The organism is Vibrio fortis, assembly GCF_000695685.1.
Taxonomy (GTDB): Bacteria; Pseudomonadota; Gammaproteobacteria; order Enterobacterales; family Vibrionaceae; genus Vibrio; species Vibrio fortis_A.
In genome coordinates, this window is sequence record NZ_JFFR01000027.1 from 701163 (window position 1) to 724670 (window position 23508).

Annotated in this window: 18 protein-coding genes; 3 read left to right on the forward strand and 15 right to left on the reverse strand. The window is 45.5% G+C overall.

Translation table 11 applies throughout. The annotated features are described in order from the left end of the window. Nucleotides 1-182: 182 nt before the first annotated feature. The 3 genes from VFDL14_RS04040 (at nucleotide 183) to VFDL14_RS04030 (ending at nucleotide 4454) form a co-directional block, all read left to right on the forward strand. Nucleotides 183-1730 (forward strand): PAS domain-containing methyl-accepting chemotaxis protein, encoded by a 1548-nt coding sequence (locus VFDL14_RS04040; RefSeq protein ID WP_032552848.1) that lies wholly within the window; start codon nucleotides 183-185, stop codon nucleotides 1728-1730. A gap of 135 nt (nucleotides 1731-1865) precedes the next feature. Beyond that, entirely contained in the window at nucleotides 1866-2900 is a 1035-nt protein-coding gene (locus VFDL14_RS04035) for a Gfo/Idh/MocA family protein (RefSeq protein WP_419177377.1), read from the forward strand. A gap of 66 nt (nucleotides 2901-2966) precedes the next feature. After that, on the forward strand, nucleotides 2967-4454 hold the full coding sequence (locus VFDL14_RS04030) for an SgrR family transcriptional regulator (protein ID WP_032552851.1): 1488 nt from the start codon (nucleotides 2967-2969) through the stop codon (nucleotides 4452-4454). A gap of 41 nt (nucleotides 4455-4495) precedes the next feature. On the opposite strand, the gene VFDL14_RS04025 is transcribed toward VFDL14_RS04030, so the two are convergent. From VFDL14_RS04025 to tssB, 15 genes are read right to left on the reverse strand one after another with little or no spacing between them, the layout of a single operon-like run. After that, on the reverse strand, nucleotides 4496-5101 hold the full coding sequence (locus VFDL14_RS04025) for an HAD family hydrolase (protein WP_032552852.1): 606 nt from the start codon (nucleotides 5099-5101) through the stop codon (nucleotides 4496-4498). A 32-nt stretch (nucleotides 5102-5133) separates the two neighbouring features. Beyond that, a complete protein-coding gene (locus VFDL14_RS23710; RefSeq protein WP_050487473.1) occupies nucleotides 5134-6000 on the reverse strand; it encodes a protein kinase domain-containing protein in 867 nt (288 codons plus the stop codon). Next, a complete protein-coding gene (locus VFDL14_RS04020) occupies nucleotides 5991-9401 on the reverse strand; it encodes a type VI secretion protein IcmF/TssM N-terminal domain-containing protein (RefSeq protein ID WP_050487474.1) in 3411 nt (1136 codons plus the stop codon). Before VFDL14_RS04020 ends, VFDL14_RS23710 begins: the two co-directional genes overlap by 10 nt. Before the next feature lie 12 nt (nucleotides 9402-9413). Next, the gene (gene icmH / locus VFDL14_RS04015) at nucleotides 9414-10613 is read right to left on the reverse strand and encodes a type IVB secretion system protein IcmH/DotU (protein WP_032552853.1); all 1200 of its coding nucleotides are present in this window, start codon (nucleotides 10611-10613) and stop codon (nucleotides 9414-9416) included. 4 nt (nucleotides 10614-10617) lie between these two features. Next, a complete protein-coding gene (gene tssK, locus VFDL14_RS04010; protein WP_032552854.1) occupies nucleotides 10618-11946 on the reverse strand; it encodes a type VI secretion system baseplate subunit TssK in 1329 nt (442 codons plus the stop codon). A 10-nt stretch (nucleotides 11947-11956) separates the two neighbouring features. Then, nucleotides 11957-12463, reverse strand: a complete 507-nt coding sequence (gene tssJ, locus VFDL14_RS04005; RefSeq protein ID WP_050487476.1) for a type VI secretion system lipoprotein TssJ — start codon at nucleotides 12461-12463, stop codon at nucleotides 11957-11959. Continuing rightward, the gene (locus tag VFDL14_RS04000) at nucleotides 12463-13470 is read right to left on the reverse strand and encodes an FHA domain-containing protein (protein WP_032552855.1); all 1008 of its coding nucleotides are present in this window, start codon (nucleotides 13468-13470) and stop codon (nucleotides 12463-12465) included. The genes tssJ and VFDL14_RS04000 overlap by 1 nt, the downstream gene beginning before the upstream one ends. Nucleotides 13471-13490: 20 nt before the next feature. Continuing rightward, a complete protein-coding gene (locus VFDL14_RS03995) occupies nucleotides 13491-14234 on the reverse strand; it encodes a transporter substrate-binding domain-containing protein (protein WP_235201758.1) in 744 nt (247 codons plus the stop codon). Nucleotides 14235-14254: 20 nt separating this feature from the next. Next, nucleotides 14255-16873: a type VI secretion system ATPase TssH gene (gene tssH / locus VFDL14_RS03990; RefSeq protein ID WP_032552856.1), complete on the reverse strand. Its 2619-nt coding sequence runs from the start codon at nucleotides 16871-16873 to the stop codon at nucleotides 14255-14257. Next, nucleotides 16873-17874 carry a type VI secretion system baseplate subunit TssG gene (locus VFDL14_RS0123455; protein ID WP_235201760.1) on the reverse strand — a complete coding sequence of 334 codons (1002 nt, stop codon included), beginning with the start codon at nucleotides 17872-17874 and terminating at the stop codon, nucleotides 16873-16875. Before VFDL14_RS0123455 ends, tssH begins: the two co-directional genes overlap by 1 nt. Then, on the reverse strand, nucleotides 17865-19637 hold the full coding sequence (tssF, locus tag VFDL14_RS03985; RefSeq protein ID WP_032552858.1) for a type VI secretion system baseplate subunit TssF: 1773 nt from the start codon (nucleotides 19635-19637) through the stop codon (nucleotides 17865-17867). Before tssF ends, VFDL14_RS0123455 begins: the two co-directional genes overlap by 10 nt. Next, nucleotides 19630-20058 carry a type VI secretion system baseplate subunit TssE gene (tssE, locus tag VFDL14_RS03980; RefSeq protein ID WP_032552859.1) on the reverse strand — a complete coding sequence of 143 codons (429 nt, stop codon included), beginning with the start codon at nucleotides 20056-20058 and terminating at the stop codon, nucleotides 19630-19632. The genes tssF and tssE overlap by 8 nt, the downstream gene beginning before the upstream one ends. Next, on the reverse strand, nucleotides 20055-21479 hold the full coding sequence (locus VFDL14_RS03975) for a type VI secretion system contractile sheath domain-containing protein (RefSeq protein WP_032552860.1): 1425 nt from the start codon (nucleotides 21477-21479) through the stop codon (nucleotides 20055-20057). The genes tssE and VFDL14_RS03975 overlap by 4 nt, the downstream gene beginning before the upstream one ends. A 34-nt stretch (nucleotides 21480-21513) precedes the next feature. Further along, the gene (tssC, locus tag VFDL14_RS03970) at nucleotides 21514-22992 is read right to left on the reverse strand and encodes a type VI secretion system contractile sheath large subunit (RefSeq protein ID WP_032552861.1); all 1479 of its coding nucleotides are present in this window, start codon (nucleotides 22990-22992) and stop codon (nucleotides 21514-21516) included. Then, nucleotides 22992-23495, reverse strand: a complete 504-nt coding sequence (tssB, locus tag VFDL14_RS03965; protein ID WP_032552862.1) for a type VI secretion system contractile sheath small subunit — start codon at nucleotides 23493-23495, stop codon at nucleotides 22992-22994. Before tssB ends, tssC begins: the two co-directional genes overlap by 1 nt. Between the last annotated feature and the right edge of the window lie 13 nt (nucleotides 23496-23508).

The following is a 23508-nucleotide window of genomic DNA, read 5'->3' on the forward strand; positions in this document are numbered from 1 at the left end:
AAAAATCACAGCTAACTTATTTAGAGTTTATTCGTATTGATCCATATCAATTCATATTAAATTTCAATTGGTCAAAAAATGACTACCGTCAATTTATTGATAAGGCATCATTTTGACACTTATAAGATAATACGCGCCTTATAAAACAATGAATTCTTATAACAAATACAAGGCAGTACGTAATGAACAATCATGATGAAAGAGTTCGCTTTTCAGATACGGATAGTCTTATTTCGACCACCACGCCAGAAAGTAATATTACTTATTGTAATGAAGACTTTTACCACGTTGCTGGCTACAACGAACAAGAGTTGTTAGGGCAGCCTCACAACCTTATTCGCCACCAAGACATGCCTAAAGAAGCTTTTGCTCAGCTTTGGCAGTACATCCAATCGGGGAATAGTTGGATGGGTTTGGTGAAGAACAAATGTAAAGACAAGGGTCACTATTGGGTGTCTGCGTTTGTTACTCCAATTCGTAACTCAGATGGATCAGTTCACGAATACCAATCAGTAAGAACACAACCCACTGACGGCCAAATTGAGCGAGCTAAAACGCTGTACGCTCAAATGCACGCTGGAAAAGTTAAAGTTCGAAGAATGCGCTGGCTTCTCAGCTCATATGTTCTGTTAGGTTTGCAAGCTCTACTAGGGTTAGCGCTTATTGCAGGCGTGATCCCGACTACGATGGCCGCTATCGCATTATTGGTTACGGTTTTGGCTCAAGCGGGCTGTGCTGCAATGTTCAAGCAACGCCTATCTACGATACATAAGCTCGCTAAAGAGCATTACGACAACCCGATCATGGAAAAGCCATATACGGGTTATTGTGATGATCTTTCACCTATTGAGCTCGCTATGCAGATGAAAAGTGCCGAGCTTCGCGCAGTCACATCACGCGCTTCCGAAACCTCTACCGATCTGATTGATTCAGCGAAACAAGAGCTTGCGAATCGCCAGAGTATTGATAACGAATTAGGTGAACAAGATCTCGCGACGGATGCGATGGCAGTTTCAGCAGAAGAGATGTTGGCATCGATCGATGAAGTTGCTCATCAAGCCAAGCAGAGCGCTGATTTCGCCATTAACGCGCAGGATCAAGCACAGCAAGGCGCCTCTACCGTTGAAGAAGCCGCTCAAACAGTACATGAGCTTAGCGAACACTTAACAGGCTCTAAATCTGCACTAGAGCAGCTTTACAACGATGTCGATGGCATCGAAGCGATTCTGTCTATGATTCAAGGCATTGCCGAGCAGACAAACCTTCTGGCACTCAATGCTGCGATTGAAGCGGCTCGCGCCGGCGAACAAGGACGCGGATTCGCCGTGGTTGCAGATGAAGTTCGAGCGCTCTCTGGCAAGACAAGTTCTTCTGTCGAAGAGATCCGGTCACGTATCGAGATTCTACAAAACACTGTGAATCAAACGGGGCGCTTCATCGAAGAAGGTATCCACTCTTCTGAGGTTTGTGTCGAGAAATCTCAGCAAAGCCGAGCCTCTTTCGAAGCCATTGTTCAAGATCTGATGTCGATCAATGAGCAAAGCGCTCAAACCTCTCAAGCAATTGAGGAGCAGGTGCAAGTTACTCACGGTATCAATGACCATGTTGTTCGAGTCAAGCAAGCGATCATCGAAACGCGAGAACTTTCTTCTACATCCGTAAGACGTGCAGAATCCTTAGCTACTCACCTACAAAGCCTAAAACGCCTAGTGAATCAATTTAATCACTAAGACAATCTTCAAATGATTTATAGCTGGTGCTGCAATAGGCGCCAGCTCTTTTTGTTTCCTATACATAGCTAGGAAATAATGAACAACCTTCACCTTTTGTGCTCTATTTCCCCACCTACTCATTCGCTATGCTCTATGGGTCACTACATAGAGGTCCAATCAATGCATAAAATCAAATGGGGAATCGCTGGTTTAGGCAACATCGCGCATCGTTTTGCGGTAGCAGTTACTCAACACAGCTCCCAGGCCGAGCTATACGCGGTTGCAGCAAGAGACGCGGAAAGAGCAAATCTATTTTGCCAACAATACGGCGCTAACCATAGCTATGAATCTTATCAACACATAGCCGAGGATCCTGAGGTTGATGCTGTATACATCGCTACCGTTCACCCTTACCACAAGCCTCTTGCAGAACTGTTTATCAAGCACAACAAGCATGTCTTAGTAGAGAAGCCCGCTTTTACACAACTTGAAGACTGGTTGGAAATGAGTGCACTGGCGAAGAAGCATAATGTACTGTTGCTTGAAGCGATGAAAACCGTCACCTTCCCCGCTTATATAGCGTTAAAAGCGTATTTGGTAGAGCAGAACATTCAGCAACTTCATGTTGAGGCGGGGTTTGGGAATGAGCACGACTACGACCCTAGCTTATTTATCTTCAATCCAGAGCTATGCGGTGGTGCTTCGCTTGATGTTGGTGTGTACGGGCTATGGCTTTACTACGATTTATGCAACACTCTCGGCAGCATCCCTAATCCACCTTCAGTGCAGCTGACGCAAGGCACTCAAGACTGTGCTGTCGATACCGATGCTTGCTTCACGTTTACTGGTAGCGTATCTGGAAAGATCAGTGCTTCAATAACACGAAACCTCCAACGCGATGCCGTGTTAACTGGTGACGGGATAACGATAAAAATATGCGAAAAGTGGTGGAACCCACAACGTATTGAAATTGAGCATAACGGACAATCCAAACTCATTGATATACCTGTATCAGGGAATGGCTTCGAATATGAAATCGACCATTTTTCTACATTACTACAAGAACAACAGCGAGCGTCTAAACTACTGAGGCCAGAAACTTCTCAACAAGTGATCAATACATTAGAAACCGCTCTGATAGATTGCGGATTTAGTCACCTGACTCACTTACCGAATAAGAACCGCTAGCTAAGTCGTTAACACTCAGCTCAGACACAAACCAACAAACACTTACATCAGCCAACAAGTACTGACATGAAGAATTTAAAAAGAAAGTTAGAACTGTATGAACTCCTCTTTCGTTCATTGGGTCCGGGACAATCATCATGCCAGGTAAACCAACTGGCCGAGCTATGGCTAGTGAGCGAACGACATGTCTCTACGTTGATAAAAGTGATGACTTCCGCTGGTTGGATCAAATGGCAGGCGTCTGTGGGAAGAAATAAGAAAGCCACAATTGAGCTGTTAGTCGAACCTATAGACGCTTGTCATTCTTTGGCTGAACCGATCGCCAATGAAGGAAAAGTCGATGAGCTTTTGGAGGTCTTGAGCTTTGGAGGTCGCGAATCGGGTGAAGCACTGCAGGCCTTTCTTAGCCGCAATGAGCACAGCAACAAACAACGTGTTTACCTCCCTTTCCACAGAACAATAGAACCACTGCACCCACATAAAGTATTGCGCCGAACTGAACGATTTTTGGTTCACCATCTGTATCAGCGTTTAAGCCACATCCATGAAGGGATGGTAACGGGAGATCTCGCCTATCATTGGCAACCCAATGAAGATGCGACAGTCTGGTATTTTCAGCTGCGTACTGGAGTCACTTTTCATGATGGGCAACCTCTAGTGGGGCACCATGTCGTCAACTCATTACAACAGCTAGCGAATCGACCTCAATGGCGTAGTTGCTATCAACATATTGCCCACATTCACTCACCTTATCCGGATGCGGTTGAGATAACACTCCATAAAGCCGACTGGCACTTACCGAGACTGCTCGCGCAAGCTGAAGCATCAATTTTCAAACACGGTACTACCCAGCACACCATTGGCTCAGGAGCACTAAAGCTAGATGTATTTTCTACCAATATGCTGCGGTTGAGTCGTTATAGTAGTTACTGCCACCAGCAAGCGATTTTGGACCAAATTGAGTTGTGGTCTTACCCCGACTGGGCGAAAAGTAAGGCTTGTGCTCACAATGAAATTCGAGTCTCAACGCCAGAAATAACAACGACCAAACACCAATCGCAACCCGCAGTATTTTTGCTGTTTCAGGCGATTGATTCATATAAACCATTGAGAGAACTGACTGTTGAAGATACCTCTGAATCGCAGAAAATTGCTCAACAGCTGGTTAATGAGTCTAGTAGGCTTATTTCATGTAGTTATGGGAATTACGAGTCAGTTCAAGGTACTCTGCTATGCAGCATTATTGATGAAAACGATAGTTTCAGTGCGTGGCTACGTCTTTTATCACGTGTTCCATTCTCGCAGCTCAACATCGATGAGGAGTACTGCAAGGGCATCTCAAATCAATTAGACAACATCCGAGCGACCCGAATCTTAAAACAAGCACACCAACTGCTGGACTCGTTGAAAGCTAAGTTAATCGAAGACCAAGTTATGACGGTTTTTGCCGGAGATCCTTTCGCCTTAGAGGTTTCCAAGAGACTTAATGATGTACAGGTAAATGGGTTCGGATGGTGTGACCTAACCAAGGTCTGGCTAAGTCACAAACATTGATGATAAATACGTTGGGTGAGCTAAGGCGAAATTTAGCCAGATTAAAACTCTAAACCCATGGCTTTCAATTCCTGCTCACATTGATGTACGTCTTTGAATTGAATAGCCGCCATACCTTCTTTTTGAGCGCCTTCTACGTTGTAAGGCATATCATCGAGGAACACTGTTTCTTCCGCTTTCAGTTTATTAGTTGAGAGCAGAGATTGATAAATTTCAGGTTGAGGTTTGAGTAAGCCAAGCTCAGCAGAGACAGTCGCACCTTCAAAGAGCGGCCAAAAATCATAGGTCTTTTTCAGATATGCCACGATTTCATGCACATTATCTGTCAGCGCATAAACGTGATACCCCGCTTGCTTAATGCGCTTAAGCAGATCAACAGAGCCGTATATTAGAAGCTGCGTTTGTTTAACGTAGTAAAACAGCTTTTCACATTCTAATTCAGACAAGCCAATCGTATCTTGATAGCGCTGCTTGGCCTGTTGCTCAGAAAGATGCCCTTTGTTTAGCTCTAACCAAGTCTCAGATTGAAACACTGCTCGAGCACGCTGCTCCAAGTCTTCAACGTCCCCAAAAGTCAGGCGAGCAATTTCTAACGGAGCCCATCGAACCAACACATTTCCGACATCAAACACCACATTTTTAATCACTCTAAACTCCTTAAAAGTACTCCTAGTGACCTCTAGATTAAATCTTTAATCACGCTGTCGATATGACGTTGGACACTTTCTTGAGTTAATTTAGGTAACGACGGCCAAGTTTCGTGTTGTGGCAAGCCAAGAAAAAAATCAATGACTTGAGAGCTGTCTAAACCAAAGGTTAGCTCGTCTGCAGGAACACCAATTAACAGCGCAACCGTAATCAAACTTGCGTAACTATCGCAAACAGGATGTGCTTCTCCGTGGCGCAACTGAGAGGAAGCACTATTTGGGTATGTGTAACTCGGTGAATACTGCTCTATCCCTCGTTCTTGCCAACTATCACCTATTCGGCGGGCGTTCGAGAAATCAATGAATGAGACAATATTTTGTTCCGATAGCAGAATATTGGAGGGTTTGATATCCCCATGTACATAGCCACATCGATGCAGCTCTTCGAGCTCACTCAGTAGCTGATCAATGACATTCGCAACCACGGTAATATCACTAGTTTGATTATGCTTTATCAACTCTGAAAGCGACTGCCCTTCAACGTAGTTAGTCAGCAATGCCGCACGAGAGCCGTCTCGATAGAAATCAAGGCAGCGCTGCGTTGATAATCCCTGACTATTGAGCCTCGAAAGCCATAACGCCTCGCGTTGCAACATGATAGTTTCAATCATGCTTTCAGAGTATTTTGCTCTGACGCGGCCAAGCTCTGAATCAAAACAGAACTGATGCCGATGTGACTCACTAGCCCCATCAGAAACAGTCATATTGTTAGACTCGGGCATTTCAATACTTGTCAAAGAGCCGAGCGATATCGTCTTATCAGTGTTTGGACAGTTTGTGTTAAGCGTTTGACTACAAAACTTCGCTAGCCACTCTGGATGTTCAATCGTTATAGCCACGTTGGGAATCCTAAATTAGTGAATAGATCAGGCTCAAAGGGTTGTCCTATACCATCACGTTTCACCTCAAGATTCACTTCGCCATTAGTCGAACTGTAGCGCCACAATATTTCATTGCTACCAACTTGAGTGGAGCCTTTCATTTTCTCTGCCACTCTAAACCAACTCCAAACCCCCGAGAATTTCTCTCTCTGCACAACTCCTTCGGTATCACGAGTCATCACAGAGATATCTTGCATTTGGTTTGCTGGAATCGGCCAACTTTGCAATCGCCACAGCTTAGGTCCGTTTTGATATTCGAAGAATTTCAGATTCGCTTCAAGTGCAAATCGCGTCAACGATGGTGACATCTCCACGGCTTTTATTGAAAAGTTGAACCCCAGATCTTTGCCAGTAAAGAGTTGCTTCTGGATTTTCTCAACCGAATCGCTGAACGACGGGTATTGCCAAGAGAGCGACAAATACTGATGAGGAATGAAGCCATTCAAGTAGATTTCTCGACTGATGGTCATATCCAAATGACTCGCATACTTCTTCGAGAACTGATCGAACTCCCCTTCGGGTTTAAAGAAGGCTTCAAAATCAGAGAGCAGCACGTCAGTCTGAGCATTACTCTTAATCGGGTAGTGGTTAGCTAAACGAGTCAGATAAAAGTGAGTCACCTTAGACCAATCTTCATTGATCACTTCACGAACCGCATCCAGCGCCAAACCGTTAACCAGAGTCGCTTGCGAGTCCATTAGTTCAGGCAACAGAGGAACATTGTAGTCATCGGCAGAGAGGTGCAAGCGTGCAATCGGGTTGCTTGAATCTGCATTCTCTAACTGCTCTAGAAAATAGTGCCCTTTCGATTGAATCTCTTTCGACTTGTTCACCCAATCTCGCAGCGCGGTCAGGTTAGTCAGCGCAATATCTAATGAGCTTTGACCCGTTTGGTTAGCGTGAATCACACCGTGAATATGACGGAACGGATAGGTAATCGATTCAGCCACTCGCTCCATCGCCGAGCCATTGTTAGATTGCAGCGGTGAGGTTTCAGCGGCTTGCTGACCTTCTTTCTGCTGTTCTTCCTTCTGTTCTTTACTCTCCAATGTGCTCTTGATGAGGTTAGTGTTGGTGCTCACCACTGAGTAGAACTGCGTTATCGGTGAGAAGTTGGCGTCCGTAACTAGATCGAGCTGTTGCTCGCTGCCGCCCCAGCTCGATACTTCAGTAAGCTGCACATTCGAAACAAACGCATTCCAATACTGTATGTAGTCTTTGATATAACGTTCACGCAATTGACGGTTGATGCGATTCATCTCAGCTTCACCGCTGATGCGTCCCATTACGCCCTCATACGCTGTAATAGCCTCAGAAGCGAGCTGGAAGCCTGTTTCGTTACTTAAATCTTGGAAGCCGTCACGTGTGAATGCATAAGGAATCAAGTAACCACTGAAGCCGTCGTTAAACGTAAATACTTGTTCATAGACCGGATTGAGGCTCTTACGAATATCGACGCGGCGTGCAAAATCACGATGCTGCAAAATATGCTGATAAAGCAACTCACTCACATCATCGGTAGATAGAGACTTGCGAACCAAGCCTAATAGCTGTTCATCAAACGCAGGCGGGATGGCCGATGTGCTAAGCGCATCTTCTGCAAGGAGTTTAAAGCGTTGGATAAGACTTGCATCACCGCTACCCTCTTCATTCAAGGCATCAATATAGTAATTCACCAATGAAGTTGAAGAGTGGCGTTCTGGGTTGTACAAGATCTGCTGCAGGTTAAGCAACTCCAGAGTCTTTACTTTGTCATCCAGCGAGTTGTACACGAACATATCTTTCATGATGTAGTCGCGCATCAAAGTGAGCAACTCAGAATTCAACTCACCAAAATAAGCGTCATGAACATAGCCAGAGATGCTAGAACTTGGCAGCCAACTAGAAACATACCAAGGGTGATGCTTTTCATCATAAAGCTGCACTATCTCTCTAAGCTCATACAAGCTGAATACTGGCGATGCCAAATCATCAGGTTGAATCGCATTCTTCTCTAGGTTTTCTTTATAGCGGTCCAACATCGCGAGCGCCTTGTTGTCCAACGCCTGCTGATAGTCAAAACCCGCTTTGATAGTGGCAACAAAACCCACAAACAGGATTACCAAACCGCAAGAGACAACCCAGCGTGTTGTTCGATAGGTGATCTCACGTTTCTTGTTGAACCCAACCAGAGGCGCTTCTTTTAAAACACAACTTCTGAACAGGCCTTTCCCAAATAGGCTCAAGCTTTTCGACTGAGTGTGAATATTAGAAAGAGTTTCAAAACCCAGTTCAGAGGCGTGCATTGTGCTAATAATGTCGACGTTTTCACTTTCGCCGCCCACGTTGACAAAGAAGTAGCCACGGAAAAATAGGTCTATCTCATCAAACTGATGTTGATTGAAAGTGAGAGAGAGGAAGTCTTCGACGTCATAACGCAGGGCAGATAGCTGATAGATACCAACCAGAGCAGAATCGCGGTAGTCCGCATTCAACTGACCCTTCAGTGATGAACTTAAAGAGTTCGTCAAAGAGTGGCTTAACGCTTCAAACGACTCATCGAACCAAGCTTTATCGTACTCTTTGCTCTCTTCAACATCGCGTAATGCACCAAATGGTAGCTCACGTTCGCTCTCTTCGAGTGGCGAGAATAGCTCACACAAGTCCTGAATCTGTGACATATGAGTAAACGTGCAATACGTCGGCAGTGTTAAACCCACGGCTTTATTCAGATCTTCTAGAACCGAGCGATATTTCTGGCTTAGTTCACTGACAGCGATTTCGGTACTGTTGATCAACTTACCCAAATCGACAGCGCACAACACACCATTGAAGGCTTGTCTTGAACGTTTAGAGAGGATTAATGCCACCAGCGTATTAATGCTCTTCTGCATTCCCTCTTTTGGATGGAGCAAGTCAATGGTAGCAATAATCGCATCATCCGATGCCCAAAAACGAACAGCGACCAAATCTTCGGGTAGGTTATCTGCGGGCTCAATCGCCTCAAACCCCATCTGCTGCAGCCAAAGTTGGTCGTGCTCAATGTCTTCCGTTAAGTGCACATACCATGGGATTAGATACGGGTTCGCACTAAGGCGAGAATGCTTGCGCCAAACATGATTAAAGGTGCGTTGGATCTCTTCTTCACGCCAATCTTCACGCTTCTTCGCATCTTCGTCTACTGGCGGGCGTCTTAGTCGAGAATAGATTAGAGCCCCAATACCGACTGCGACTAGAACGACTACGATAATCTGCGCGACGACCACCCAAATCGGCTCTAACCAATACCAATCAAATAACCACAAACCACCAACTAATAAGCTGATCACAAGTAGTGAAAGCAAAATGGCAAAAGTGAGTGCTTTTTTCTTACTTATCATTAACTAACCCTACTACTTCGCTTTGGTGATAAAGGCATCGGTTATTCCAGACTGCTTGGCACTTTCCAATATTTCAGCCGCTTGTTCTCTTGTGTCTGCATGGCTTAAAACTCGGTATTTGTCTCGCCACAGCCTCACTTCAATGTTAGGGAACACTGCTCCATAGCGAGATAAGAAGTTTTCAGACGCCGCCTTGGTCGACAAGGTAGCCAGTTGAACCTGCCAAGCACCGGATGCTACTGATTCGCCAACACTACTAATGTTATTAACAGTACTAACCGGAGCAGTGATTTTAGGTGCTCTGCCCAACTCCTCAGGGGTGCTGGTGTAGATAAACTCTTGCTCTTGAATATTCGCTTGGCTGTAATACTTATCGGTAAACTGTGGAAGCTGAATAAATGCTTGTGCTTTTTGTGGCGTTGTTAAGTTGTACCAGTAGTAAATCCCGGCCCAGGTCAGTGACAGAAGCATGGCGAATAGCAAGAACCCTCTGGTTAATCGTACTGGTCTCTGCGGGCGACTTACCTTTTTGATTTGTGCGGCATGGGGCCTTGGAATCGCGTGAGTATTCTCTTCCGTGGATTGCGTATCTTGTGCAAAGACTGCTTCCTCAATTCTTTGTAGCAGAATACCGAGCAACTCTTTGCCTTCTACTCGGTATCGACCACGGAAGCCGAGTTTGATCATGATATAGATGAGTTCTAACAGGTCTCGAAGCAACACCGGCTGAAGCAATGCTCGTTCTGCGACCAGATAAAACTGTTCACCGCCGTTTTTAATACCAAACAGTTCGCTGACCAAGGTTTGGTTTTCCCAGCCAGACTCCTCTCCCCAGTCGGAGTGAAGGATCTGTTCATCCAACATCACTGCAAATAGGAAACAGGTTTTATCTGCTACTGATGGTGGGTAGTCGAGCTTAGCCACTTTATATTTCAGGTCAGTAAGCAGGCTTTTAATACCGGTTCTAAAGGTATAAATGTCTGCTGGGCACTCAAGCCTTTTGATAGAGACAGAAAGCGATAACAACTCTGAACTAGAACTCAGGATTTCGTTATCAAACAGCAAACCTTTGCGCTGATACATATTAAATCGCGCATGATTTTTTATGGCGTTAAGACTGGCTAAACGCACAGAGTCGAGATTGAACTGAGCATCCCTAGATTGGGAGTCAGTCTCTATCGCTATCGTCGCTTCATCGAGTAGGTCATCCATAACGTTACCCTAGCGCATACAGTTTTATTTCTAGGTCTGGCACTCGGCTGTCGACATGCAGTGCAATCGGCTCTCTTTTCGACTTAAGTTGTTGCCAGTATTCATGAGAGGTTTCAATCTCAAAGTAGGCCAAATCCACTTGAGCTTTTAATTCCGACGGAGCCACAGCTAACGGATTAATCGTCACGCCAGATTGACTGTTACGTACCAGCTCAGCAATCAAGCTGATACCACTCAATGTGCAAGCGCTCGGGAAGGTCGAGCTGAGCATAGACGCACCAATAGAAGACTTCACCGACAATACAAGTCTGCGACCATCCATTTGGTGCAGAGTTGGAATGGACAAACGCAGTAGACGACGCTTATCAAACAGATTCACGTCCCAATCAAACTCAGTCACCTTATCACTCTGTACCATAGAGAGCTGCTCACGAAGTGTTGAAAATAGAGGGCCAAAGGCGTGATGAAGGTTGTCTTTGTCTAGAACACGGTGATTGGCATTACCAATCGCGGGCGTAAAGCTATCAAGCTCAGACGAGAAACTAGTCAGTTTTTCATACAGCAGCTCTACGTTGCTATCTGGCTTAGATAGTAGAATTTGGATTTGTGGACTCCAACGGTTTAAGGTTTGTAGCCACATAAATTCGCGCATTAAGCTCAAGTCACTTTTGGTCTGCTCACCCACGCCGATGCGCTCCAATACGTTTTTCGCTCGCGCTTGCACTAAGATAAATAGCTCTTTTAAGCGCTCTTTCAACTGAGTTGACGCACCGTATTGAAGACAGCTCGGAATGAAGCCTCGGTCGAGAACCACTTCCCCATCACCTCTTCTTTCAAGCACCTTAGCGATCGGAATCAGCACTAAACCATTAACGTCTTCACCTTCCACAACCAAACGGATATTGGGCTCCGCGAGCGTCGCTTTAATACCACTTTGCTCGGCATCACTTGCGTCAAACAAGTTATGCTCTGCGACGATATAGCGTCTAAGTTCTTCTTTTGGCCCGTATTCGTTTTCACCCTCTACTGAGAGTGGCAATGCAAGGTAGATGCACTTGTCGATGGTGTTTTCGGGTACTTCGATCAGTAGCTCTCGAGTACAATCGAATAGAGTGCCGTCTTGAAACACGCCACTGCATCTTACGACGCCAAGTTTACCTAACTTCAAGTAGTTGGATTCGATCTCTAGCGCTGATACGCCATAACTGCCACTGCCTGACGTCAATGCAACATACTTCTGAATATATTGCGTAATGTATCGTTCGGTTTGCTGAAAATGCTGAGGAGCGACAAACATCCCCTCTTTCCAAACCACTTTTCTTTGATGTTTCAAATAGGTCTCCTTACCACCAAGAACTATCAACAGGCTGAGTAATCTCAATCTTTGTTTGTGAGATTCGAATAATTATTGGGGTTTCATCGGGTTCTTCTACTAACGCCACTAAGCCTTTGCTCACTGCTACTTCATAGTCAGCAAATTCAGCAAACACCGCGATAGCTTTGGCTTCTTGCTGCACTTCTAGTACAAAAGAACGCTTCTCTTCGGGCAACACGGGCGCTAACACTTTAGTGTCGACAAGGGTTCCAGCTAACACCGTACTGTCCGATTCGTACAAGCTGATAAAATCCGCTTTTTCAAACGCGCCTGTTTCTTTTAATTGGTAAACTCTTACAACCAAAGGTCTTGCTATATCGTCTTCGAATGCATTGATATCATTCGTCGCTTCCATCTTGACGTTAACCGACATCGATGGCTGAAAAACACTCTCATTGCTTGAACTACAAGCCATGATCAAAAATGAACTCGCAACGGTTGACAGGCAACGAACAAAAAACTGCTTTGTCTCCATTACTTGTCCCTTAACTCTTCTAAAAGCATCGCGGTAAAATTACGCTTGAACTCTCCGCGATCTTGTTTGCGTGCGAACTGCTTCTTGTACAGTCCCCAGTATTTCTTCTCTTTACTGCCCCACCCAGATAGATAGTCATTAAACTCTGACTCTAGGTGCTGTGGATTGAAGTCTGCAAGGAACTTATCCAAAGTGGTTTCAATACAAGAGACCAAGCGTTCACGATCCACAGCTGCTGTTAAAGCTGACTGTTGATGCTCAACGATCTGATTAAGCCTCTCTATGCTTGAATCCAGTGCTTGAATTTGAGAGCCATTACTCAAAGTTACGCCCGTCTCTTGAGAGCTCATGTTTTGAGAACTATAGCTTTGAGAACTGCGATTATGAGAACTCGGCTCGTCGGCCATGATGATGGGCTCACTACTCGATTTTTCATCAAGTGTAATATTGAGAAGATCGTCTTCTTCGAACGGGTCATAAGCATACACATCTTCGCCAGCGACATTGTCGGCACTGAACGAGCTCGCGGTGTCAATCGCCTCTTCAATTTCGTTGAAAGCCGTTGATTCAGCACCAAAGACAGTTGCTGCTGGCTCTTCAATCACTCCCGCAAAATCAAAAACGGGTTCATCAAGTGGCGTGTGAATCGGCTCTGATGTCTCAGGCTTGGCTTCTTTTGAGAAAAGCTCCTGCATATCACTCACTAACAGCAAGTAACCGCCTATTCGGATACTGTCACCGTCGCTGACCTTGGCCGATTGACCAGCACCAAGAAAAACACCATTCACTTGCGCACCGTTCGCGCTGCGATCGATAACTTGAAAGCCTCCCTCTGAGTGAGGAAGCACTTCAATATGAACACGAGAGAGCGTGCGACTCATGTCTGGTAGCTGAACCGTACATTCGTAAGAACGGCCAATAGTCCCACCACTACTTGGCAATGATATCTGTCGGCTAACTACCTGCTCGTTTTCAGGTAGCTCGATCAACTGAAAACTTATATTCATGGCTTTCCCTTACCCTTACTTCAATAACACTTACGTAAAGAACGATTAAATCTGTCCAAGAATCCTGGGGACTCACGCAAGAAGTCATTAGAAAAGTGAACCATTAGATCTTGTTTTTTGATCCTTACTTTTTGAAAGTAATCGACCGGTATACCTGCTTTCTTCAGTGAATCTTCAAAAACAAGTTCATATTCATAAGCGACGTCCAAGTCGCCTTTCCATAACATTTGGAGTAGTGAATCTGCATCACGTGGTTTACGGATCACGTTGTAGCCATCACGCTTTAAAGATAACCATTTGTTTGTATTAAACTTAGCACCAAATCGCAGACTAAACTTGGTTGTTTCATCATTTATGTCGGCATAGATGTTTGGCGCGATAAACCACGCCAAGTATTCCGATACAAGAGGCTCCGATGCAGTCGCGTATTTCGCACGTCGGCTGTTCGCTGAACCAGAGAAGAAACCGTGCATTTCTCCAGTTTCCACCATCAGCTGAGCCTTATCCCAACGCATTACTCTAATTTCGTACGGCTGTCCCATACGGCGCAACGCACACTTTACTCGGTCAACGGCAACGCCACCTATCTCACCGTTTTCATCCACGGTTTGATAGGGCGTCCATATCTGTGTTGCCAGCGTCAAGCGTTCAATAGCTTGAGCACTGGTTGCGACACTTACAGTAGCAATGATCATTGCCGCATTGAGCGCCGCAGCCTTAAGTGTTCTAGGCAACAAAAAGGTGTTTCTACTAATACTGCTCACCTTTGAGATATCCTTCTCCATTAAGTGATGTTAACCACTAATTCACCAGTCACAGGATCCGTTGTCACCGCGACTTGATTGATACTCTGCCCTTCACTCAGTCTGTGAATACAGTCAATCGCTAATTGTGGCATCAGAGAACGGTTGATGATTTGCTCAACTGCACGACCACCAGTTGTCGGGTCTGTATTGCGACTCACCACAAAATCGACAAACTTCTCATCCCATTCAAAGGTCGCTTTGTATTTCTCGTCCAAGCGCTTGGCGATGCGATTTAGGCTGATCTCAGTGATCTGGCTAAGCTCATCACGATTCAACGGGTAGTAAGGCACGATAGTGGTTCGCCCTAAGAACGCTGGTTTGAAGTACTGCTGCAGTGCAGGGCGAATCTCTTCCAACAGTTCTTCGTTAGCCAAACGATCTTCATGCTCTTCACAGATGTCCACGATGGCTTGATCGGCTGCGTTCGAGGTCATGATGATAATAGTGTTCTTAAAGTCCACGGTACGACCTTCACTGTCCTTAATGTGGCCCTTATCAAAGATCTGATAGAACAGGTCATGAACGCCAGGGTGTGCTTTCTCCATCTCATCAAGAAGCAGCACAGAGTATGGGTTACGACGAATTGCTTCAGTTAATACACCACCTTCCCCAAAACCTACATAACCTGCTGGAGAACCCAATAGCATCGAAATCTTGTGCTCTTCTTTAAACTCGGTCATGTTGATAATGGTCAGGTTGTCACCGCCACCAAACACTTCATCAGCAAGTGCCATTGCGGTTTCGGTTTTACCCACACCACTTGGACCACACATCAAGAACACGCCAACCGGCTTGCGGCTGTCTGTTAAACCTGCACGTGAGATTTGAATGCTCTTAGCAAGCTCACTGATCGCTACATCTTGACCGATTACACGCTTATGCAGGGCTTTATCAAGAGACAGCAGTTGAGCTACCTCTTCTTGCACCATATTACCCGCTGGGATACCCGTCCAGTTTTCAATCACCGTTGCAATCACTTGGTCATCCACCACAGGGAACACCAGTGGATGCTCACCTTGGATCTGCTTTAGTTCGCCTATCGCGGTATTAAGTCGTGCTTGGCTCTCAGTATCTACATTGTCTTCAAGTCGGCTGCTTTCAATCGTTTCGCATAATGCAGTAATACTCGTTACTAATTCGCGCTCTTTTTCCCACTGTTCATTTAGCGCATTCAGCTCGCTTTTCTGCTGATCGATTTTTTGATTAAGTGCTTCATGGTCAACGGCTTTATCGATAAACACCGCGCCTTCTGCTTCTAGGGCAGAGCGTTCACTTTCAAGGTAGCTGATATTCTGCTCTAGGCTCTCAATACATTCCGGTTTTGCGCCTTGAGTCAATGCGATACGAGCACATGCTGTATCTAACAGGCTAATCGCCTTATCCGGTAGCTGACGAGATGGCAGGTAACGAATCGACAAGCTAACCGCGGCTTCAATCGCATCTTCTAAAATAAACACGCCATGGTGGGCACGCAGAGCTTCACCAACACCACGCAGTATCTGTTTTGCATCTTCTGCACTTGGCTCTTCAACACTAATGACTTGGAAGCGACGTGTTAATGCTGGATCTTTCTCAAAGTACTTCTTGTACTCAGCCCATGTCGTCGCAGCAATCGAGCGGAATTCACCACGCGCTAAGGCTGGTTTAAGCAGGTTAGCAGCATCGTTTTGACCTGCTGCACCACCGGCACCAATTAGCGTGTGTGCTTCGTCAATGAATACGATGATCGGTGTCGGTGAGCTTTTCACTTCGTTGATCACATCTTTCAGGCGGTTCTCAAATTCACCTTTTATGCTCGCACCTGCCTGTAGCAAGCCAAGATCAAGCGTATGAATCTCAACGCCTTGAATCGCTGGCGGCACTTCACCTTTAACGATGCTATGAGCCAAACCTTCTACGACCGCAGTTTTACCCACGCCCGGTTCACCCACCAAAATCGGGTTGTTCTGACGCTTACGACATAAGATATCTATCGCCATACGAACTTCGCTGTTACGACCTAATACAGGATCAAGATCGCCATCTCTTGCTTGCTGCGTTAAGTTCACGGTGTATTTTTCTAGAGCACCGCCAGCAACTGCACCTGCCGTGCTTTCTGATGCGGTTGCGCCAGATGAAGCGGGTTGGGTTTTCACATTCTTGATGGAACTGATTTGAGCGTTCAACGCCTCTGTAGATAGAGTTTGAAGTGCAGCCAAAGAAAACTTCTTCATTCCTAAGTTATCAGTCTGAGTCAGGGCTTGAAGTAAATGAAGACTGGTGACTTCCTGATGACCGTAGTTAACAGAGGCAAGCATCCAAGCACTTTCCATCAACTCGCTGATTGCTAGGCTAATCGTAGGCTGTCCAGTTGCGCCTGTAGAGAGTCGATTAATACGCTGTGTAAGTTCGCTGAGCACGACACTAGGATCGATATTTTGCTTGCTCAAGCAGCCGATGAGGTTTTGTTCCTTCATCGCGATGAGTTGAACCAACCAATGCTCTATCTCAATGGCAGTGACTGTTTGTGCCATTGCAGCTCCTGCTGCTTCCTCTAACGCTGACTTAAGCTGAACATCTAGCTTTGAAACGAGGTTCCCTAGTTTTATTTGTGACATCAAACTCTCTCCTGTTGAATTAAGATCTTACGAAATTCCGATTTTCGTTTATGAGGCACAAGGCAGTTAGCCTCTCCAAGTCTCAGGCCACTCTTTTGACTTGAGAGCATTGGCTCATCGATGTACTCACGTTTCACATACATATAAAGTCGAATATCGAGACTCTCGCGCAAATAGGCTTGTACTAATGATTTCATCGAGGACGCAAAGTGTGAGTTATTCAATAACCCTAAATACTCACTGCGCGTTTTAGGTGTAATGTTAATTTCCAATGCTTTGAAGGTTTGAGTTCCTGTTGAACCCAACCAAAAGCCTTGGCCCAATTTCTGATTTTGACCTTGCTGGTTACCAAGTTTGGTTTGGTATTTAGTATTGATTCGATAGAACGACGCTGGCGCTACAACTGGGTTCACCGTTAAGGAGAAGTAGTTACTTAATAAACGTTTTAGCCCGTTGAGGTTTCTGCTTTTGTTACCCAATGCCATGCCATGACGCAACATACTCGGGTCAGATTTTTCGCGATTTGCATTCGGAAGAGCAAACATGCATGCCAGTGCCGCTTGTTGAGATAAGCGCCCCACTACATTGCCCGCTTGCACGTCACGCTCCTGTTTTAGCAGCATGTTGCGGTTGGTTTCGACATGCAACTTAAGCTCTAGATAACGCTGATTAAACACATCAATGAATTTTTGCAGCGCATAGTCATCTTGGTGCAAGCTGTTAAGGAGCTCAGCATACATATAGTCAGGAATGACCCCTTTTGACCCAGACAGCGCCTCAAGGCCAAGCTTAATCTTTAGTGTATTGTCGCTACGGCGAATACGCGTCACTTCACTCGCATCACCATATGGCATAACCTCTGGCGACAGCTCTAGATTCGCTTGGCTGCCCATAGCTCTCAGAAGACGTATCACTTGTACAAAATCAAACGTGTGAGGTTGGCTTAGCAACCGAGTTTTGACGTTGTCGGCATCTTGTTGAGTCATCTGAGTTATAGACATAGCTGGCTCCCATGAGTTTTAGGGAACTGCACGCCCGGATTGTCACTACCAAAGCGCTCTACCGAGACCTGAATAAAACGGTCAAAACTGCAATATTGCGAAAACACTGAGTTAAGAACTTGAGAAAATACTGAAAAGTCCGCACCTAGAATTTCATCGTCGACAACGACTTCAATTTCGGTTCCGGAAGCAAAAATACTGTGCCCTGCAATAGTAATTGGAGCTACGAGGTGGCGATAGGACACCTTTTTAATTGCGTAGGCTTGTGGGCATTGCACGGAATTACACGTTAAGCGCAGCGTATCCTGAAGCGCGACCGTTGGGTCATCTGTTTGAACCAAGCTAGCGAAGTTGGCATTCAACATAGCCAAGAAACGCCATGTTAGTTGATTATCCAGCGATGGATACTGAGGTGCGGTCGGTGTTTTCAAAATGGAAAACTCGCCCGGTAAATCGACCGCAGCAAGAGAATTCGCTTGCGTCCCAGATGGAATCAGACACGGGGCTCTACCATTGCAAACCAGCAGCTGAGTGGCTAAAACCACGGCCTCTTGCTCGGCAGGCAACTGCGCATAGCTCACGGATAAATTCATACAGCGTCGACCTTTATGGTCCCAATGCTGGCTACTTTGCCATTGCGGCGCATCGGTATCAGACCAATAACCACTGGCGTAGATCGGCGATAACGGCACCTCGCCCGTCGACATCACTTCACACACCGACTCAACCGAAACTACGGTGAAATGGTCTTGTTGCTGTGCATCAGCGATCACCGGAATCGATAGCTTTGAAAAATCGTAGCGCATTGGCTCGCCACGTTTACTGAACAGGTTCACTGCAGGTGCTGTGTTCAACAAGAATACGTTTCGTGAAAACAGGCTAAGGTACTCAACGGGTAGTTGCTTGATGAAGAAAGTGAGCTGAACTTTGTCAGTATCAAACTGGCCAAGCTCTTCACCGAGATCTTCAATACGCATATATGCCGCTTTGTCTGGGTAAGCGAAATAGTCTCGCAAGATATCAAAACCGCTCAGATGGCCATCGTAAGTAGGTAGCCAGATAAAATCGGGGTCAGTAATGCGACTGCGTAACTTACTTGGATCGACGATAACCTGCTGTTCACCGCTGGTAATCGAAATTGCTTCGGTATTCAGTAACAGAAGGTCAATCAAGCCACGTGAACTACTCTCAAACCCTCTCACATAAAAATCGAACGAGCCGATGTCCATTTGTGAGAAAAATAGCTCTGGGTCATTACTTGAAAGCTCAACTTGAATCGCCGAATCTGAACGTCGCAGTGTTGGCGGCGTTGGAAAGTTGAAAGGAGCCGTTGTTGCTGAGATATCCGCGATGTGGAAAGGCTCAATGACCATTTCATCCACCAGCGTGAAGATCGATTCAACTTCATCATGCACAACCGAGAGTTCTGAACCTTTATTCAGAACAACCTTCGTTGTCGCTTCCTCAGCTTCAACGTCGAGATAGAATGGGGTATAGCTTGGAATGATTTGCAGATAGCCCGGATAAACAATATTAATCAAGTCTTGTAAGATTTCAGGAAACTGCTCATCAAGGCGTTTCTCTGTTTTTGCATTGAGTAATGCAGCCGCTTCAATCAAGCGGCTAATATTCGGATCTTCTTGATCATGTTGATTAAGGCGCATTGAGCCAGCGTGTTGTGGAAAATCACGTCCATAATCACTGAGAGCTGAGCGTATACTCGCCAACTCACGCTCAAAATAACTTAGCATTTGGTCAGACAACTTCCTGTCCCTCCATGGTCGCCTGTTGATTCGATAGACTTAAATTCGAATCAAACAGGAATACGTGCTCTCCTGCTGAGGTATTGACCTTAGCCATGATGGAAAAACAGATCGCGTTCTTGGTTTGATCGCCCTCTTGGACGAATACGCTCACTTCCGATAATCGCGGTTCAAACGACTGAATTAAGCGTTCTAATGCTCTTGAGAATTGATCTTTCTCGATTTGACTGCTTTGACTTTGTGAATTGTCCAAGCCAAAACAATAGATGGACTTTTGCGTTTCTGAATAGACGCTCGGAATCAAACGCATTGGCGCTTCCGAGTTGAGTAACGTCGTTAGTTGATAGTGAATAGATTCAAGCAGATCATCTCGATCCGAGGTGGTATTGCTTTTCTTAACAAAGGTTTTCCAGAAACTCATGCACGGCCTCCAGAAGCAAACAATGACTCTTCTGTGCCAAGATCTGTTGAAAGCAATACTTCACCACACACGTTATCGAACTGATACTGAGGCTGAACGAGTACATTACACACGTAACGATCGTTCTCCCCTTTCACCTGCTTCACTTCTACGCGGCTCTTACTAAGTGGAAATTTTGCGAGCGTTGCTTCATCAGCATTGAACAAATTACTGGTGTACTTTTGCAGCCAGTTGTTCAGATATAATTCACACTCTTCCGCGCTCTGGAAATTACCGATCATGCCACGGATTTGCACCTTCAAGAAATGAGCGATTCGGCAGATCATCAGAGTGGTTTGCACTTGGCCTGCAACAAGATCGGCATCATCTCGGGCCTTATCCCAAATAGAGCGATTACCTCTGAAAAAATACTTATCGGTGGTGGTGCTATGACACAAAGGAATAAACCCTTGGTCTGCGTAGAAGTTACCCATCTCGGTATAGATGTTGAGTTCTGGCGTTGGAGTGAATGTAGCAGGTGTGCCCACACCATTTTGCGGCACATTCACTAAAGAGCCGATCAACTTGTCTTGCCAGCGCGACTTCATAAAACCAAACCAATTGATGCGATTAAATTCTCGCATCGCAATCGAGGCAAACAGCATAGCTGCACTACCCCATAAGCCCTTTTGCATCTGTGCTGATTCAGAGAAAACAATGCGACGAGAAGATGAAAAAGAGTGCGCTTCACGCAAGCGAACACGTGGCATAGCAAGTGCGATGAATCGGGCTTGGCTAATACTTCTTAATCGCTGCCAAGAGACAAAATCCGGTCCATCTAAGATTTTTTCTATTCGATTAGTATCAGACAGCCAATCAGGGCCACTCTCTCCAAAAAAGTTATCTTCTGGAGACAATACAAAAGGACACAAACAGAGCTCGCCTAGACAGGCTAATAGCTCTAATGTGTAGAGGTCATCATAGTCGTCATCGACATCCATCGAGATAGCATGGTCGACGACTATCATGCCAAAAGGCTGACCGCCAGAAGTGTTTAACTCTCTGTTGGCGACCAAATTATATAAGCTGGTTCTCTTTAAAGAGACGGCGTTATTAAGCTCATGAGAAAGCTCTCCCCATGAGGTATCTAACAATTTAACTCGTATTTTTTGGTAGTTAACTGGAAGCATGACAAGGGTTTCTACGCCCTTCCATGTTGCCTCCAACTGACTAAAACTAGGATGATGAATGATGTGAGACAGCTGCTCAGAAATGCGACGGTCTATCTCCGCAATGAGGCGAGTGACACCGGCGAATAACAAACCGGTGTCACTTAGCATCTCTGCATCAATATGGAACAGCAAAGAGAGCGCATCATGCAGATACGCACTGTCCTCACTATTCAATTCGCAAAACTCCGTTTGCAGCTTCTCATCAAACATCCATCAATCCATTCGTGCTTGCTGTTGTTCCAAATTAACCTGGGATCTTCGTAACCATACGGACAGAAGTGGTTAATTCCTCCATTTGCAACCACGGTCTTAGGTGAGCGACAGCAGAGTACGCACCCGGTCTACCTGGCTGTTCCACAACCTGAATCTGAGATTCACATAGCGGTGTTTTAGAACGTTCAGAGTTACCAACAGCACCAGAGTTCGTGTATTGATCAATCCACGTTTGCAGTTGCTTCTGAATATCCGTTGCTTCTAGGTTCGAGCCCAACATATCGCGACCCATTACTTTGAGGTAATGTGCGATACGGCTACTTGCCATGATGTAAGGGATACGAGCAGAGATCGCTGCATTGCTGGTTGCATCAGGATCGGTGTAGACTTTTGGCTTCTGAGTCGTTTGGCTACCGATAAACACACCGTAGTTGGTGTTTTTGTAGTGAACCAAAGGCAAGAATCCAAGGTCGCTCAGCTCTTTTTCACGCTCATCCGTCAGGTTAACTTCGATCGGACATTGCTGCTGAATATCACCAGCATCAGACTTAAACGTCAGGTTAGGTAGGTTCTCAACCTTACCGCCATTGTCTAAGCCACGAACTGCCGTACACCAACCAAATTGCGTGTGAGCTTGGGTCATTTTCAAGCCAAACTCAAAAGCAGCGTTAGACCAAACTAACTCTGAGTTATTGCTTGGTTTAGGGTTACCCTCTGCGTCTGTTGCTAGCTCTTCATAATTGAATGAGTTAGTTGCCAGACCTTTTTCGCCATATGGAAGACGAGCAAGCGTTTGAGGCATGGTTAGTACCACATAGCGAGCATCATCACTTTCACGGAAAGCGTTCCAAGAAGCGTACGCTGGAGAGTCAAAACCAGCTGCAACTGGCTTACCTTCATCGAAGGTTTCAAACGAATCAAACTCAAACATTTCAGGGTTAGCTGCTGCAACAAAAGGAGCATGGCTTGCTGCTGCTGTTTCACCCATGTATCTCAGTAGCGCTACATCTTCATCTTTATGACTGAAGCTGTAGTCACCGATCAATGCACCATAAGGTTCACCACCAGCCGTGCCGAACTCTTTCTGATAAAGCGCATCGAATAGCGGGCTACGATCAACTGCAGGCGCATCTTCAAACTGCTCAATGAGTTCATCTTTAGTAAAATCGACCAGTTTAATCTTAAGCGACTGACCAGTTTCACTCTCTTTCACTAGTTTGTTCAATCCGCGCCAAGAGCCTTCTAGTCTCTGGAACTCATCGTTTTGCATCACTTGTGAAAGCTGCTTAGACATCTGCTTGTCGATCTGAGCAATCGCGTTTTCTATCGTTTTAGAAACGTTTTTATCCCAGGTAACAGTGCCGCTTAGAGCCTGCTCTGCCAGTACTGAGAACAGTTCTTTGGTTGTATCAGCCGGGGTTTGGTTAGTCGCTGCAATCGCTCTGTCTAATAGACTTGCCGAGACCGCTTCAGCTTGTTCACCCGCTTGGCTTTCTAGTTCAGAACTCATTACTCATCTCCTTTGCTTTCTACGCCCAACTCACTAGAAAGTGCGTTAATTTGATCTGCACTTTGTAGTACCTCTTTCAATAGCTTCTCTAGATCACGAGAACGATCCGCCTTTGAAAGGAGTGTCTTTAGCTGCTGACGTGTTTCAGCAAGTTTTTTCAATGGTTCAACTTGCTCGATGAGAGCATCTGGCTCGAAGTCTTTCATTGAAGAGAAAGATAAAGCGGCTTCAAATTGGCTATCGTCATCTTGTAGCGTGTTGTCTACTTTCAACTTTAGCTCTGGGCCTACACGTTTAAGCACAGTGTCGAAGTTATCTTTATCGATCTGGTAAAACGTTCTCTCTTCTAAATCTTCACGATCTTCTTTATGCGCAGAAAAATCCCCAATAACACCGACAACAAACGGCAGTTCTTTGTTCTCTACTGCACCATTGGTTTCGACATCGTAAGTGATACTTACCCGGTTTTTGCTAACACGTTTGTGTTGTGAATTTAAAGCCACGTTACTTCTCCCT